General features: G+C 67.0%; 13 protein-coding genes. 11 read left to right on the top strand and 2 right to left on the bottom strand.

Features of this window, described 5'->3' with window-relative positions; translation table 11 throughout:
- Positions 1-28: 28 nt before the first annotated feature.
- Positions 29-3,478, top strand: coding sequence for a transcription-repair coupling factor (gene mfd, locus Q8K84_RS10295; protein ID WP_305282688.1), 3,450 nt, complete (start codon positions 29-31; stop codon positions 3,476-3,478).
- A gap of 121 nt (positions 3,479-3,599) precedes the next feature.
- Here mfd and Q8K84_RS10290 read toward each other — a convergent pair whose 3' ends face one another.
- Positions 3,600-4,916, bottom strand: coding sequence for a diguanylate cyclase domain-containing protein (locus tag Q8K84_RS10290; protein WP_305282555.1), 1,317 nt, complete (start codon positions 4,914-4,916; stop codon positions 3,600-3,602).
- Positions 4,917-5,051: 135 nt separating this feature from the next.
- Here Q8K84_RS10290 and Q8K84_RS10285 point away from each other — a divergent pair, with 135 nt between their 5' ends.
- From Q8K84_RS10285 to Q8K84_RS10275, 3 genes are all read left to right on the top strand, one after another.
- On the top strand, positions 5,052-5,825 hold the full coding sequence (locus tag Q8K84_RS10285) for an SDR family NAD(P)-dependent oxidoreductase (protein WP_305282554.1): 774 nt from the start codon (positions 5,052-5,054) through the stop codon (positions 5,823-5,825).
- Between the two features lie 71 nt (positions 5,826-5,896).
- On the top strand, positions 5,897-7,036 hold the full coding sequence (locus tag Q8K84_RS10280; protein WP_305282553.1) for a CaiB/BaiF CoA-transferase family protein: 1,140 nt from the start codon (positions 5,897-5,899) through the stop codon (positions 7,034-7,036).
- Positions 7,037-7,253: 217 nt separating this feature from the next.
- Positions 7,254-8,207: a YihY/virulence factor BrkB family protein gene (locus Q8K84_RS10275; RefSeq protein ID WP_305282552.1), complete on the top strand. Its 954-nt coding sequence runs from the start codon at positions 7,254-7,256 to the stop codon at positions 8,205-8,207.
- Here Q8K84_RS10275 and Q8K84_RS10270 read toward each other — a convergent pair.
- On the bottom strand, positions 8,164-8,412 hold the full coding sequence (locus Q8K84_RS10270; RefSeq protein ID WP_305282551.1) for a sulfurtransferase TusA family protein: 249 nt from the start codon (positions 8,410-8,412) through the stop codon (positions 8,164-8,166). The two genes, Q8K84_RS10275 and Q8K84_RS10270, sit on opposite strands and share 44 nt — an antisense overlap.
- A 119-nt stretch (positions 8,413-8,531) precedes the next feature.
- Between Q8K84_RS10270 and Q8K84_RS10265 the strand changes: the two genes are divergently transcribed.
- From Q8K84_RS10265 to Q8K84_RS17400, 7 genes are all read left to right on the top strand, one after another.
- Positions 8,532-9,983: an MFS transporter gene (locus Q8K84_RS10265; RefSeq protein ID WP_305282550.1), complete on the top strand. Its 1,452-nt coding sequence runs from the start codon at positions 8,532-8,534 to the stop codon at positions 9,981-9,983.
- Between the two features lie 104 nt (positions 9,984-10,087).
- Positions 10,088-10,426: a hypothetical protein gene (locus tag Q8K84_RS10260; protein ID WP_305282549.1), complete on the top strand. Its 339-nt coding sequence runs from the start codon at positions 10,088-10,090 to the stop codon at positions 10,424-10,426.
- 21 nt (positions 10,427-10,447) lie between these two features.
- Complete coding sequence (locus tag Q8K84_RS10255; RefSeq protein WP_305282548.1) at positions 10,448-12,616, top strand: ATP-binding protein; 2,169 nt, start codon at positions 10,448-10,450, stop codon at positions 12,614-12,616.
- Between the two features lie 114 nt (positions 12,617-12,730).
- Entirely contained in the window at positions 12,731-15,739 is a 3,009-nt protein-coding gene (locus Q8K84_RS10250) for a YdbH domain-containing protein (protein WP_305282547.1), read from the top strand.
- A gap of 71 nt (positions 15,740-15,810) precedes the next feature.
- The gene (locus tag Q8K84_RS10245) at positions 15,811-15,972 is read left to right on the top strand and encodes a YnbE family lipoprotein (protein ID WP_305282687.1); all 162 of its coding nucleotides are present in this window, start codon (positions 15,811-15,813) and stop codon (positions 15,970-15,972) included.
- Positions 15,973-15,981: 9 nt separating this feature from the next.
- A complete protein-coding gene (locus Q8K84_RS10240) occupies positions 15,982-16,134 on the top strand; it encodes a hypothetical protein (protein WP_305282546.1) in 153 nt (50 codons plus the stop codon).
- 12 nt (positions 16,135-16,146) lie between these two features.
- Positions 16,147-16,300, top strand: a 154-nt coding sequence (locus Q8K84_RS17400) for a DUF1318 domain-containing protein (protein WP_370867865.1), incomplete at its 3' end; no start/stop codon positions are given.

Raw genomic sequence — 16,300 nt, 5'->3', positions numbered from 1 at the left:
CGCGCCCAGCGCCACCCAGCTCAAGCGCATCAACACCGACCCGGAACGCATCGACCTGGTCGGCGCGCCAGAGGGCTATGACGCCCTGGTCATGTCGGACATCGTTCGCGCCCGTGGCGGGCTGAACGTCTTCATCGCCCGCGACACCGCTCGGCTGAACGCCTTTGCGGAGGCCTTCGCCTTCTTCGCCCCGGACGTCGAGGTCATGCGACTTCCGTCCTGGGACTGCCTGCCCTACGACCGGATCGGCCCTTCGCCTGCGGTGGCGGCCCAGAGGATGACCACCCTGGCGCGCCTGGCGACCGGGGGTTTCGCGCCCAAGGTCCCGGCCCTGCTGGTGGCGGCGATCCCGGCCATGATCCAGCGGGTGCCCCCCAGGGTCGCGGTGGAGGGGGCCTCCTACAGCGCCCATGTCGGCCGCCAGGTGAAGATTGCTGACCTCGAGCGCTACTTCGCCGTCAACGGCTATCAGCGCGCCTCCACGGTTTCCGAGCGGGGCGAATTCGCCATCCGCGGCGGGGTGATCGATGTGTTTCCGCCCGCAGCCGACGAGCCTGTGCGGCTCGACCTGTTCGGCGACATTCTGGAATCCATCCGAGCCTTCGATCCCGAGACCCAGCGCTCCACCCGCCAGCTCACCGAGGTCAGCCTGCTGGCCGTGAGCGAGGCCCTGCTCGACGCCGAAGCCGTCTCCCGCTTCCGGACCGGCTATGTGGCGACGTTCGGCGCCGCCGGTGACGACCCGCTCTACGCCACGGTCAGCGAAGGGGGGCGGCGGGCGGGCATGGAGCACTGGCTGCCGCTCTATTATCCGAGCCTAGAGACGGTCTTCGACTATCTGCCGACCAATACCCTGATCGCCGTCGACCACCTGGCGCCAGAGGCCCGGGACGAGCGCCTGAGCATGGTGACGGACGCCTATGGCGCGCGGGCCGAGGCCGGTCGCAAGTCCAACTACCGGCCCCTGCCACCCGAGCAGCTCTATCTCACCGTCCCGGAGTGGGAGAGCGCGCTTTCCACGCGGCCCAACCGGCGTTTCTCGGCCTTCAACGCCGTCGAGGGCGAGCAGGTGATCGACCTGGGCGCCCGGGCCGGGCGCAGTTTCGCGCCTGAGCGGCAGCGCGACAGCGTCAATCTGTTTGAAGCGACCGTCGATCACGCCAAGGCCATGTCGGCGGCGGGCAAGCGCGTCCTTTTCGCGTCTTGGACCGAAGGCGCGTCTGAGCGTCTGGGCGGCATGCTGGCCGACCACGGCCTCTCGAAGATCGCGCTTGCGCCGTACTGGCAGGCGGCCAAGGCGGCCGATCCAAAGATACCCCAGAGGGTGGTCCTGCCCCTGGAGGCCGGTTTCGAAACCGACAAGCTGGTGGTCATCTCCGAGACCGATATTCTCGGCGACCGGCTGGCGAGACCGCGCAAGCGTCGGCGCGCCGCCAACTTCCTGGCTGAGGCGTCCGCCCTGACGCCCGGCGACCTGGTCGTCCATATCGAACACGGCATCGGACGATACGAGGGTCTGAAGACCCTCGACGTCCAGGGCGCGCCTCACGACTGCCTGGAGCTGCAGTACGGCGGCGAGGCCAAACTCTATCTGCCGGTGGAGAACATCGACCTTCTGACCCGCTACGGCGCGGAGTCCGACGGGGTCGCCCTCGACCGGCTTGGCGGGGCGGCATGGCAGGCGCGCAAGGCCAAGGCCAAGGAGCGGCTGCGCGAGATGGCCGGCGGCCTGATTCGCATCGCCGCTGAGCGGGCCATGAAAACCACCCCGGCCATCGATCCGCCGCACGGGGTGTTCGACGAATTCTGCGCCCGGTTCCCCTATGAGGAGACTGAGGACCAGCTCAACGCCATCGGCGACGTGCTGACCGACCTGGGCTCAGGCCGGCCGATGGACCGGCTGATCTGCGGGGATGTGGGCTTTGGCAAGACCGAGGTCGCCCTGCGGGCCGCCTTCGTCGCGGCTATGAGCGGCCAGCAGGTGGCTGTGGTCTGTCCCACCACCTTGCTGGCCCGTCAGCATTTCAAGACCTTCGAGGCCCGCTTCCAAGGTTGGCCGATCAAGGTTCGGCGTCTGTCCCGCCTGGTTCCCGCCAGGGAGGCGGCCGAGACCCGCGAAGGCCTCAAGTCCGGCGAGATCGAGATCGTCGTCGGCACCCACGCCATCCTGTCCAAGCAGGTCGGGTTCAAGGACCTTGGACTGGTGATCGTCGACGAGGAGCAGCACTTCGGGGTCAAGCACAAGGAGAAGCTCAAGGAGCTTCGCGCCGATGTGCATATGCTGACGCTGACGGCGACGCCCATCCCGCGCACCCTGCAGATGTCGCTCTCTGGAATCCGCGAGATGTCGATCATCGCCACGCCGCCCGTCGACCGACTGGCGGTGCGGACCTATGTCACCCCATGGGATCCAGTGACCGTTCGAGAGGCCTTGCTGCGCGAGAAGTACCGCGGCGGTCAGGCCTATTTCGTCGCGCCCCGGATATCGGATCTGCCGAACCTGGAGCGCTTCCTTCGCGAGCAGGTGCCCGAGGTGCGCTTCGTGGTTGGCCATGGCCAGATGCCGCCGACCCAACTCGAAGAGGTCATGTCGGCCTTCTATGACGGCCAGTACGATGTGCTGCTCTCCACCACCATCGTGGAGTCCGGGCTCGATGTCCCCACCGCCAACACGCTGATCATCCACCGGGCCGATATGTTCGGCCTCTCGCAGCTCTATCAGATCCGCGGCCGCGTGGGCCGGGCCAAGGCCCGGGCCTATGCCTACATGACCACGCCGGAAGACAAGGCCATCACCCTGTCGGCGGAAAAGCGGCTTCGGGTTCTGCAGTCCCTCGACAGCCTGGGCGCGGGTTTCCAACTCGCCAGTCACGACCTGGATATCCGGGGCGGTGGCAATCTGTTGGGGGAGGAGCAGTCTGGTCATATCCGCGAGATCGGGGTCGAGCTTTACCAGCAGATGCTCGAGGACGCGGTCAATGAGCTGAAGGAGCTCGTGGGCGCCGAGGGTGTTCAGGATCGTGGCTGGTCGCCGCAGATCAACACCGGCGCCGCCGTGCTGATCCCGGAGGCCTATGTGCCGGACCTGAACGTGCGCCTGTCGCTCTACCGCCGCCTGTCGGACGCCGAGCAGGCCGCCGATCGGGAGGCGTTGGCCGCCGAGCTGATCGACCGCTTCGGCCCCCTGCCGCCCGAGACCGACCAACTGCTCAAGGTGGTGGCCATCAAGGGCATGTGCCGCCAGGCCAACGTGTCGAAGATCGATGTGGGGCCCAAGGGCGCCGTCGTCACCTTCCGCAATGACGCCTTCCCGAACCCGGGCGGCCTGATCGCCTTCGTCGGGCGCAATCAGATGGGTTGGCGCCTGCGGCCGGACAACAAGGCCGTGGTCAAGGGCGAGTGGGAGAGCGCTGAGCAGCGCCTGAACGCCGCCGAGCGGATTCTGACCGAACTGTCGCGCCTGGCGGTGGCGGCCTAGGCGGGCGCCTCAGAGCGTTCCTTTCGCGACCGCGCGCGGTATGGCCCGCTGCGCTGGTTTGTCGAATAGCTTTTCAAAACAACAGGCTAGCGCCGTTGCTGCGCGCGTCGGTCAGACGGCTCTAGGTCGCCATGGCCCGGCGCGCGGCTTCCTCAAGGGCCCGGCCGGCGCCTTGCGCGGGGCTGACCTCGGCCACGCCGATATCAAACTCCACCACGAAGGGCGGTCGGCCATCGCCGGCTTCAAAAGCGGTGCAGCCGATGACGGCGGCGATCCGCTCGCCCGCCGCTCGCGCCGCCGCGGCCGGCGTGGCGGGCAAGGCAAGGGCGAACACCTCGTGGCTCAGGCGCGCGGCGGTGTCCTCGACCCGCACCAGTCGGCCGATCATGGCGCCGATCTGCGGAATGGCCCGGTCCAGCCAGCCCTGGGCGCGGGCCTCGGCGACGTCCTCCCGTTCAGAGACCTTCAGCACGCAGACGCTGAGGGGGCGGTTGCGAATCCGGGCCGCCTGGGCGAGCCGGCTGAGATGGGTGGCGAACAGCTCCCGAGTGAACAGGCCCGTAGCCGGATCCATCAGGCCTGAGGCGCGGGCGCGTTCGAGGGCTTTGCGGGTGGCGGTCTGCTTTCGATAGGACCTGGCGAGCTCGATAACCCGGCCGGCGGTCTCACCTTCAGGAGAGCCGGGCGAGGCCACATCGGACACTCCGCGGTGATAGGCTTCGGACATGGTGAGGTAGGATTCCTCGCGCATGTAGAGCAGCGCGGGCACATGGTAGAGCCGGGTGTTGCGGCGCATGCCGGCCGCGATGGACAGCGCCTCGTTCGGATTGTCCCCAGCCCACAGCACCACGGTGTCAAAGGGCCGCTCATGCAGATAGTCGAAGGCTGTATAGGCGGTGAAGGCGCCCACGACCTCGGCGCCGCTGCGCGCCAGGGCGTTGGACAGGGCCAGAAACTGAGGGGCGGGTTCGCCGATGGCGAGGATCCGGAACGGCGCCGGGTCGGACTCAGCTGAATCCAGGGCCCGGTTCTTCTCGGCGAAGGTCTGTTGGCGGAGCTCGTACTCCTCCTCAGCCACCGCCATGCGAACCAGGTTCTCGAGTCGCAGCACCGCCTGGGCGGGATGGAGCGGCGGGGCGAGGATCAGATCGAAGTCCTGTGCCCCCTCATCGGGCTCTCCGATCGCCACCACGGGCAGGCGCCGAGGGGCGCAGGCGGCTTTTAGGCGCCGGGCCAGGGTCAGCGCCTCTGGCCCACCGCTGCGCAGATCGACAATGGCGGCCTCAATCTGCAGATCAGCCAGGGCGGCGATGCCCGCATAGGGGCCTCGCGCGGTGATCGTACGCCAGCCGAGGCGATCAAGCCCCTCAGCCAGGGGGCCAGCCAGCCCGTCGTCTCGCGCGACAATCAGAACCCGCGCCTGGACGCCTGCGGACATTCTCTGCACCTTTGACGCAATACACATTCCCCGGCTCGCGCCCAGGGCGCCAGAATCGGGCGTCCGCGAAGATATCCCGCCCGGACGGTCCGAGCGAGGGATGTGCCGTCGCATGTCCGGCATAAGGAAGAAAAGATGGTCGCTGAAAGACTCCTGGAGGGCAAGGTCGCCCTGATCACCGGCGCGTCCGGGGGGTTGGGCGCCCACTTCGCCCGCATCCTGGCGATGTCAGGCGCCGAGGTCGTCCTTACGGCGCGGCGCCTGGACCTGGTTCAGGCGGGGGCGGCGGCGATCTGTGATGCGGGCGGTCGGGCTCATGCCCGGGCCCTGGACGTCGCCGATGTCGCGCAGATCGGCCCTGTGTTCGACGACGTGGCCAGGACGGTCGGTCCGGTCTCGATCCTGATCAATAATGCCGGGGTTGGCGGGGAAGGGCGGGCGCTGGACCTGACGCCAGAGGCCTGGAACCAGGCTTTCGACGTCAATGTCCGAGGCGTGTTCTTCTGCGCCCAGGCGGCCGCGCGCCAGATGATCGCCGCTGACCTCGCGGCGGCCGGCGGCGGGCGGATCGTCAACATCGCCTCCATCGCCGCCCACACCGTCCTGCCGGGACTGAGCGCCTACAACGCTTCAAAGGCGGCCGTGGGCATGATGACCAAGGCCCTGGCGCGGGAGTGGGCCCGCCACCACATCGCCGTCAACGCCCTGTGCCCGGGCTATGTTGAGACCGACATCAACGCGGCTTGGTTCGCCACCGAGGGCGGGCAGAGGCAGATCCACGGCTTCCCGCGCCGGCGGCTGATGGACGCCGCCGATCTCGACGCGGCGCTTCTGATGCTGGCTGGCCCCTCTGCAGCGGCGATCACCGGAACCCTGGTGACGGTGGATGATGGGCAGTCTCTTCCGTGACGGTCTTGGCTGACGGGGCGTCACGGCGCCTAGGTGGGGCACAGAAGAGTACGACAACGGAGGATCGCACCATGCGCCAGGGGCCCTTGAGCGGATTGAAGGTTGTGGAATTCGCTGGGATCGGACCTGGTCCATTCTGCGGCATGCTGTTGTCCGACCTCGGGGCGGACGTGATCCGGATCGACCGAAAGGGGAAGGGGCGGGCCTCGCCTGCTGACGTCACCAGCCGGGGCCGGCGCTCCATCGGCATGGACCTGAAGTCGCCGGACGCCATCGAGGCCTGCCTCAAGCTCATGGAGGGCGCCGACGCCGTCTTTGAAGGCTTCCGACCTGGGGTCATGGAGCGTCTGGGCCTTGGTCCGGACGTGGCCCTGGCCCGCAACCCCAGGCTCGTCTACGGCCGCATGACAGGCTGGGGGCAGACAGGCCCCTACGCCAACGCCGCCGGACATGACATGAACTATATCGCCATCACCGGCGCGCTGGACGCCATCGGCACCCACGAGAAGCCCGTTCCGCCGCTCAACCTGGTGGGCGATTTCGGCGGGGGCGCCCTCTATCTGGCGTTTGGGCTCCTGGCTGGCGTGATCCACGCCCGCGAGAGCGGCCAGGGCCAGGTCATCGACTGCGCCATGAGCGACGGCGCGGCGTCGCTCATGGCCATGTTCTACGGCTTCAAGGCCTCAGGCATGTGGAGCAAAGGGCGCCGGAACAATCTGCTGGATGGTGGCGCCCACTTCTACGACACCTACCAGTGCAAGGATGGCAAGTGGGTCTCGATCGGCTCCATCGAGCCGCAGTTCTACGCCCTGCTGCTGGAGAAGACCGGGATTACGGATCCGGCGTTCCAGAAGCAGATGGACCGCGGAGAGTGGGAGAGCCTGCGGGCTAAGCTCGCCGAGGTCATCGCGGGAAAGACCCGGGACGAGTGGACGGCGATCATGGGCGGCACAGATGTCTGTTTCGCCCCCGTCCTCGATATGGATGAAGCCCCGAGTCACCCCCACAATCAGGCGCGCCAGACCTTTGTTGAGGTGGCAGGCGTCATGCAACCGGCGCCAGCCCCCCGCTTTTCAGCGACGCCAGGCGTGATCCAGGGCCCGCCTCCGGCCATCGGCGCGCATGACGAGGAAGCGCTGTCGGACTGGGGCTTTTCCGGGGACGACATCGGAGCCCTGCGGCGCGCCGGCGCTGTGTCGGAAGCCAACTAAGTTTCTGAACAACAAGCCGAATTACTGTTCAGGCGCCGTTCAGCGGGCGCGCCCTAGCTTGGTTGCAGGTTAAGGCCGCACTCCCGTCCCTCGAAGTGGCCCTGACCCGATGGCTGACACGCCCATCGATGGCGCGCCTCCGGTCGTTCCGGAGGCGCGCCGTCACCCCCGGAAGGGGGCGCTTGCGTCGTCGCAGTTTCCTTGATCAACGTGCGGCATGTCGATCCACCAGGAGTTGGACCGCTTGGGCCTGCGTCGATGGGAGCCCCTCCATGTGGCCCGTCTTGGCTTGTCCACGGTCGGTCGCGCCCTGACCCGTCTCTGGGGTCGGGACGTGATGCTCTATGTGGGCGGCACCTCCTTCTTCATCATGCTGGCCATCTTTCCAGCCGTGGCCCTTCTGATCGGCGCCTACAGCCTGATGGCCGACCCGGCGCAGGCGGAGTTTCAGGCCGAGGCCCTGGCCCGTCTGATGCCGGCCGGCGCCCAGGACCTCTTTCGGGCCGAGTTGGAACGGCTAGCCCACGCCCCACGGGACGCCATCTCGGCCCAGAGCGGGGTCGCGCTGGTCATCGGCGCCTATGCCGCCCATCGCGGCTTCAAGGCTCTATTGGCAGGGCTTTCGTTCATCCATGACGAGCCAGATCCCCGGGGCTTCGTGGGGTTCAACCTGCTGGCCCTCGTCGTGCTGCTGGCTGCAGCGGCGATGATGGGCGTGGTCTCGTCTCTGTTTCTGGGCCTGCGCGTGGCCGGGGCGAGCTTTGACCTGCGACCTCTGGCGGGGGTCTCATGGCTCTACAGTGAGTGGACCTGGGCCAGTTCCGGCCTGACCCTGGGGATGAGCCTTATCTATCGCTACGCCATGTCGCGCCGCACCGTCGCCTGGTCCGCGGCGGTCTGTGGCGGGTTCGCCTCGGCCATGCTGTGCCTTTTCGCGTCCTGGGCCAGCGCCTTCTATGTGGAGCAGATCGCCCACCTCGGCGCGACCTATGGCTCGATCACCGCAGTCGTGGTGTTCTTGATCTGGCTGTCATGGAGCGTCAACGCGGTCTTCTTTGGCGGCGCCCTGGCGACCGAGATCGAAATCCGGCTCGATGAACACCGCCGCCAGGCCCTGCTCGCTGATCTCAGGCCAAAGAGCCCCCGGCCGTCTTCTCCACCAGGAAGCTGAACCCACCGTCATCTGACGTCTGGGCGATCAAGGTCATGCCTGCGCCCGCGACGAAATGAGGGACATCGATGCGCGCCAAGGGGTCGTCCGCCAGCAGGCGCACCCTGGTCCCTGCGGGCGCCGCTTCCAGCGCTCGGCGCAGGCGCAGGGTGGGGACCGGACAGCGGTGGCCCCGGGCGTCGACCAGGATTTCGGGCGCGGACATGTCGCCCCTTAGCGCCGCCGCGGAGCCGGCGAAAGCCCGCTGATCAGGTTTTTATGGTCCGGCCTGCGTCCGATCGCTCGCCTCGGGCGTTAGGGTCGAGTTTGGGGAGAGGGGACCCGATGGCCAGTTCCGATGTCTTTGTCACCCAGGTGCCGGCCAGGCTTGATCGCCTCCCCTGGAGCCGGTTCCACTGGCTTGTGGTCACGGCCCTGGGGGTCACCTGGATTCTCGACGGCCTTGAGGTGACCCTGGTGGGGTCGCTTTCACCGGCGATCGCCGGCGCCGACGGGCTCAATCTTACCGCCACCCAGGTGGGTCTGACCGGCAGCGCCTACATTCTGGGAGCCGTTTTCGGCGCCTTGGTCTTCGGGCGTCTCACGGATCGTTTCGGCCGCAAGAAGCTCTTCACCGCGACTGTTTTCGTCTACATGATCGCCACGATCGCCACCGGGTTCTCGTGGGATTTCTGGTCGTTCATGGTGTTCCGCTTTCTGACCGGGGCAGGCATCGGCGGCGAGTACGGGGCGGTCAATTCGGCGATCCAGGAACTGATCCCCGCGAGGCGGCGTGGCTTCACCGACCTCGTAATCAACGGAAGTTTCTGGCTGGGCGCGGCGCTTGGGGCGCTCAGCTCCATCTTTCTCCTCAATGCCGACTTCATTGATCCGGCGTGGGGGTGGCGCCTGGCCTTCATCATTGGCGGCGCCATGGCGCTGATCATCATCTGGATCCGCCGGTTCATGCCCGAGAGTCCTCGCTGGCTCATGACGCACGGGCGCGAGGCTGAGGCTGAGGCGATCATCGCGGAGATTGAAGCCCGGGTTGAACGCGATACCGGTCAAAAACTGCCGCCACACGATGAACTGTTGAGCCTGCGGCTGGTGCGCCGGCCCCCGACCTCCTGGCTGGAGATCGCCAGCACGCTTATCCGCCGTTACCCCCAGCGCACCACCCTCGGCATTGTCCTGATGGCGACCCAGGCCTTCTGCTACAACGCGATCTTCTTCACCTACGCCATGATCCTGACGCGGTTCTACGACATCGAGCCGGCCAGCATCGGCTGGTTCATGCTGCCCTTCGCCCTCGGAAACTTCATGGGCCCACTGCTGCTGGGCCGGCTTTTCGACAGCTGGGGCCGCAAGCCGATGATCAGCCTGACCTACGGCCTGGCGGGCGTCCTCATGTGCCTGACGGGATGGCTGTTCAGCGCGGGCCTGCTGTCGGCGCCGGCGCAGACCGCCGCCTGGACGGTGATCTTCTTCTTCGCCTCCGCCGGCGCCAGCGCGGCCTATCTCACCATCGGCGAGACCTTTCCGCTGGAAATCCGCGCTGTCACAATCTCGATGTTCTATGCCTTCGGCACCCTGGTCGGCGGCGTCGGCGGCCCGGTTCTGTTCGGCGCCCTGATCGATACGGGCGAGCGAAGCCAGATCCTCTGGGGCTATCTGCTCGGGGGCGGCCTCATGATCCTGGCCGCTCTGGTGGAGATGAAGCTCGGCGTCGCCGCCGAGCGCCGACCCCTGGAAGAGGTGGCGCCGCCCCTCTCCCAGGCCCCCGCCGATGTTCCCTGAGCTGACTGCGCTGGACCGCGGCCCAATGACGCACGGCTTGATATTGCAGACGAACGCGGAGAGAAATTGCAACAGCGCGGGATGATCGATGGGGCGACACGGCTATGAAGTCTCTGACCCGCCAGTTCTTGATTAGTATCGGTCTGACCGCGCTATCTTTAACTGTATTGGTCGCGGTGATCGCCGCCCTGATATTCCAGCGAGAACTGTCCCACCGACAGGTCGCCTTTCTTGGTGATTATGTTCGTGAGCGCAGCCTCAATCTGGATAGCCGGTTTGCCGCACTCACGGCGCTGCAGGTTGCCGCCGGCGAGGAACTAGAGCGGCGCGCCCTGGCCCTGGAGCCCGGCGAGGCTGAGCGCCTGTTCGACCAGTATTTCCCCCTGCGTCCGGACGGCACCCGCCGCAGCCGGCCCGAGTATTTCGAGGGGGTCCGACGCTGAGACGGCGGCTTCGTCTATGGCATGGGCGCCTTCATCGGGCGGGCCAGCGAGACGCCGGCGGCGGAACTCGCCGCGCTGGCCGCCAGCTTCAGTGTCGTTTCGGATCTCGGTCAGGCTGCGGGGGCTGATGTCGACAACTTCTACTTCTTCACCCCGGCCACCCGGCTGGTGATGTTCGGGCCTCACCGTCCCGACCGGCTGATGTTCTATCGCCAGCTTGCTCCCGCCGACCTTGATGTGAGCGGTGAGGAAATGACCTTGATTTCCTTGCCGTCCAACAATCCGACGGGTGAGACCCGCTGCACACGGTTGCAGAGGCTGGTGCAGGAGGCAGATCAGACCCCTCGGTTGGGGTCGGCCTGTCTGACGCCGGCCTATGTGGACGGCAGCTTCGTAGGCGCCTTTGGCTCCTCTATCGAGCTCACGGGCCTGTTCCGCAGCGCGGTGCGGGAAACCCTTCGGGGCGCCACCGCGATGATCATGACCCACGAGGGCGAGATCATCGCCGATCCCGCCTTCGGCGCGGACGGGTTGTTCTCCGAGGCCCAGGTGAAGGCGCTGGAGCTGGAGACCGGAACGCGGGAGATCGCTGCTGCGATCGCGATCCATCCGGACCGGTTCGGGGTCATGGACAGTCCCGACGGCTCAGCGATCATCGCCTTCGGCCGACTGAACATGGCCAACTGGAACTACCTGCTCGTCTATCCCAAGCGGGCGCTGATGATCAGTGCGGCCCAGTCGGCCGCCTGGGTGCTTTTGCTGGGCGGCCTGGCGGCCGTGCTGCAGGCTTGGCTGATGGTCGCTCTGGCCCGGCGGCAAATAACCGGTCCCGTCCGGCGGCTCGCTGATTCCTGTGATCCTGATCTGGCGCCGCCGAGCTTGTCGCGGCTTGCCGAAGACGAGGCCCGTGAGGATGAGATCGGCCTCCTGGCCTGCGCCCTGGCAGCCGAGCGGGCCAATGCTGAGAGCGCGAGAGCGTCCCTGGAGGACCGGGTGCGCGAACGGACGGCCGAGCTGGAGCAGGCGAACGCCGAAAAGTCCCGTTTCCTGGCCAATATGAGCCATGAATTGCGCACGCCGCTGAATGGCGTGATCGCCATCTCCCAGGCCCTGAGGGCCCGCCAGACTGACGAAAAGGACCAGGAGCTGGCTGAGCTGATCGTCTCGTCCGGTCGTCTTTTGGAACAGGTCCTGACCGATATCCTGGACTTCTCCAGCATTGAGGCCGGGCGGATACAGCTCTCCCAGAACACCTTCGATCTCGAGACTGTGGTGCGCCGTATCGCTGAGCTCCACCGGGCGGCGGCCGAGAGCAAGGGGCTGACCCTGGAATGGTCGGTGGCGCCTGAGGCGAGTGGCGGCTACCTCGGCGATCCTGTGCGCCTGACCCAGGTGCTGTCCAACCTGCTGAGCAACGCCGTCAAATTCACCCAGCTCGGGGGCGTGAGCCTGGGGGTCCAGAGCGCGGGAAGGGCGCTTGAGTTCACCGTCAGCGACACGGGGATCGGCTTCGACGAGACGGTGCGTAGCCGCCTTTTCCGGCGCTTCGAACAGGCAGACGATTCCATTCGCCGGCGTTTCGGCGGCACCGGCCTGGGGCTCGCCATCAGCCACTCCCTCGTCGAGCTGATGGGGGGCGACATCTCGGTATCGTCGACGCCAGGGGAGGGCTCGGTTTTCCGGGTTCGCCTTGTGATGCCGCGGGTAGAAATGACCCCCGCCGATCTGAGCACCGTTGAGGACCAAACGACGTCCAAGTCCATGGGCGACCTCCGGGTGCTGCTGGCCGAGGACCATCCCACCAATCAGAAGGTCGTCCAGCTGATCCTAGGTTCTATCGGGGTTGACCCTGTTGTCGTCGGCGACGGTCAAGCTGCGCTCGACGCCCTAAAGGACGCGCCATTTGATGTTGTGCTGATGGACATGCAGATGCCAGTCCTGGATGGGCTGAGCGCGACGGCGGAAATCCGACGGCGGGAAGTCGCCCAGGGCCGACCTCGGATTCCGGTCATCATGCTCACCGCCAACGCTCTGGAAGAGCATGTTCGCGCTGGCCAAGCCGCTGGCGGAGACTGGCACCTGTCAAAGCCGATCCGGGCCGGGGACCTGCTCGGGGCCATCGCCGCGGTCACGGGGCAGGGTGATGATTCACAGGAAGAACACCTATCTGCGGACAAGGCTGGAGCTTAGGCGGGCCTCCGCGCATTATGGCGGCGGCCACCCGTGACCCAAGACACCCTGCAAGATCCCTCCGCGGAGCCTTCCGCCCTCAAGTCTGTATCTCATAGGAGACGCGGACGACGTTTGGCGTGGGGGGTCTGCCTCCTGGTCTTCGCCCTGATCATGGCGCTCGCCGTGGCCTATTTCGCCCGTCGGGTCCTGGCCCGGGAAGCGCTGGTCGGGTGGTTGGAGGCCCGGGGGATCGAGGCGGAGGCGAGCTTCGAGGCTTTGGGGCCCAGAGGGCTAACCGGTGGACTGCGCATCGGGCCCGCGGGCGCCCCCGTCCTGACGGCGGAGAGGGCGGAGCTGTCCTACCGGATCACCGGACCCTGGCGGGGCCGGGCTTTGGGCGTCGAGCTTGAGCGGATCGAGTTGTTTGAGCCCACCATCCATGTCCGCTGGACGCCGGAGGGACCGAGCCTTGGGGACCTTGACCCCCTGATCGCGGAGTTTCGCAGCCGCCCCTCACAGCCGGACGCGCCCTCGCCTGACATTGTCGTCCACAACGGTCTCCTGCAGTTGGAGCATGCCGGCGGACAGGCTGTCATTCATGCCGATGCGCGTATGGCCAAGGGTGTGCTGATCTCCCTGACCGGTCGACTTGAACCTACGCGCCTGTCCCTCGATGACCTTGTCCTTGACCTAGGTGAGGCGCGTCTGGGTCTTGTGACCCGTGATGGTCGCACCAGCGCCAGCCTTGCGGCCGCATTGAAGTCTGGCCGGCTCGGCGACGTTGCTGTCGGGTCTGGCGCTGTGTCGCTGGCGCTCAACGCCGCCTATCCCGAAGCCCAGGCTCCCCTGGCGACGGGGCCCATCACCCTTGTGGTATTGGCAAACACATCGAGCCTTCGCCAGGGTGAAACCCGCGTCGAGCGCCTCAGCCTGTCGGGCAGCTTCAAGGGAGACGCCGCTGGGGACCTGCCCCGACTCACCCTGCGTGGCCGCGGCGCCCTGCGAGCTGAAGCTGCGTCCGGACAGGCCTCGGAGGTCCGGTTCGGGACCCTTCAGGGGTCGGCTCAGTCTGATGATCTGGTTTGGCGTCGGGGTCCCAATGGCGAGGTTTCCGGTGGCGTAAGAGTCAGCCTGGAAGGCAAGGGCATCGAGACAGGCCAACTCGACGTGACCCAGCTGGCGCTGGATCTGAGTGGGTCAGTCCGCCATGGGGCCAGCGTACGAAGCGCCGACCTCACGGGCGCCATGAGCCTGGTCGGCGGATGGAGCGGGCTGGGCGCGGTGAAAACCGGCGACGTCGAGACCGTGGCGTCCCTCAAGCGCGCGGCGCGGGCGTTCCGCCTGAGCGCGCCCGAGGCCAGCCTGACCTACGGTCCATCAGGCCTGCAAGTCGGACTTCCGCGTCCGGCAGAGATCATCTCGGACAGCGGGGGCCGCCTTGTTGTCACCGCTCGAAACCGGGCGCCGGTCTATGCATCTGGCGCCGGGGCCTTTGACCTCTCGGCGGACGGGGGAGGCCTGCCGAAGATCGACGCGCAGGTGGCAAGCTACAGGGCGAATTCCCAAGGGGTGAGCGCCCAGACCCGCCTCGCCGTTGCGACCGACTTCGGGCCCCTGGAAGGTGTCGAAGCCGAGGCCGCCGGCCGGTTGGCCTTCGCCGGGTCGCGTCTCGCCTTCCACGCCTCTGGCTGTGCGCCGGTCCGCCTGGAGAGGTTTGAGGCAGGCGCCACCAGTGTGGAAGCCATCAGCCTGAGGCTTTGTCCTGGTTCACAGCCGCTCCTGATCGCAGAAGGTGGCCAGTGGCGCATTCAGGGCCGCGCCGAGGCGGTGGCGGCTGCGGCGCCCTTCCTGCAGGCCGAGCTTCTGGACGGCGGCGGCGACCTTGTTTTTGGCGTCCGATCCGGAGACCTGTTCACCAATGTCCAGGTTAGGGGCGGCCGTCTGATGGACGCCGCCGATAGCCCGCGCTTCAATCCCCTCGAGGTCACGGGGCAGGTTCGACTGCAGCGGAACGTATGGAGGGGCGACCTGCGTCTGGCCTCCTCAGGCGAGCAGGTGGCTCAGGTCGAGCTCAACCACGATGGCGAGGTGGGTGTTGGCGACGTGAATGTGGACACCGGTCGCCTGGTCTTCGCTGAAGACGGGCTGCAGCCCTCCGACCTTTCTCCCCTGGCGGAGGCGATCGGCTCCCCTGCGGTCGGAGCCGCCCGCTTTGTCGGTGGATTTCAATGGAACCCTGAGGGCGCCGTGAGCGCCGGGCGGCTATCTGTGCTTGGACTGGATTTCAACAGTCCTGCTGGCCCGATCCGGGGACTGGCCGGCGAGATCGAGTTCACCAGCCTGACCCCCTTGGAAACGGCCCCCGGCCAGCAGTTGGCGGCGACTCAACTGCAGCTCCTTGCCCCCCTCGACGCGCCACGCCTCACGTTCCAGCTGTTGGGGCAAAGCCTCGAGGTTTCTGGCGGCTCCGTGGACGTGGGTGGCGGTGTGATCCGCCTGGAAGCCATGAGCATTCCCTTCGATCCTGGCCAGTCCTGGCGCGGGGAGCTGGTGATCGACGGGGTCCAGCTGTCGGACATCGTCAGCGCCACGCCATTCGCCGATCGGTTCGCCCTGTCGGCGAGGGTCAGCGGCCGTCTGCCCTTTATTGCGGGGCCGGACGGGTTCCGGTTCGTGCAGGGGCGGCTGGAGGCGATTGAGCCCGGCCGGCTTTCGATCCGGAGGGCCGCATTGACCGACGTCAACGCCTCGGGCGGGGGCGCCAGCGCCGCCGTCGACGGGCTGGGCGAGGCGGCCCCGATCGAAGAGACCAATACCGCCGTAGAGTTCGCCTATCAGGCCATGGAGCATCTGGCCTTCGACCTACTTGACGCTGAGGTGAATAGTCTGCCTGGCGGCCGCCTGGGCGTCCTGTTCCACATCCGCGGCGAGCACAGCCCTCCCCAGCGCCAGGAAATTCGCCTGACCCTCGGAGAACTGATCCGCCGGGACTTCCTCAACAAAGAACTGCCCCTGCCGTCTGGCACCAAGGTTGATTTGACGCTGGACACGACCCTCAACCTGGACCAGCTCTTGGCTGACTATGCTCAGGCCCAGGCCGCCGGCGGTTCAGGCGAGGTTCAGACCCCGGAGCCACAATGAGCCATTCGATCCCAATAGCCCTGAGGAGCCGCATCTTGACGCCCCCAAATCGACAGATCATCGGCGCGGTCATGGGCGCCGCCGCCCTGGCCGTCGGGCTCAGCGCCTGCGCCCCAACAGTGCGGGTCCAGGTCGACCCGATCACCATATATGCAAAGCTGGACGCCGATGTGCGTGTGCGCCTGGACGAGGACGTCAAGGCGCTCATCCAGCAGAACCCGAACCTGTTCTAGGGGATGATCATGACCCGTATGAAATATCTGGCCCTGGCCGTCGCCATCCTGGGCGCGACGGGCGTCGCCACCGTCGGCGCCGCCGCCAGCTCCGCCATGGCGCTGACAGCCGAAGCCCTGGCCAGGGTCGACGCGGCCAATGCTCAGTGCACGGTGGGCTAACGCAACGACGGACTGCTGGGCTTTGTCGTGGCCAGCACTGATCCGGCGCTCGAAGGGGCGGTGAACGAGATCAACGCCGGCCGTTCGCAGCTCTACCGTCAGGCTGCCGCGCGAAATGGCGTCACGGTGGCCGCCGCTGGGGCGGCAGCCTTCACGGAGGTTGTGA

Origin of the sequence: Phenylobacterium sp. (assembly GCF_030679875.1) — a bacterium.
Lineage (GTDB): Bacteria > Pseudomonadota > Alphaproteobacteria > Caulobacterales > Caulobacteraceae > Phenylobacterium.
Note: the sequence above shows the minus strand (reverse complement) of the source record. Positions and strands in the feature narration are given on the sequence as shown.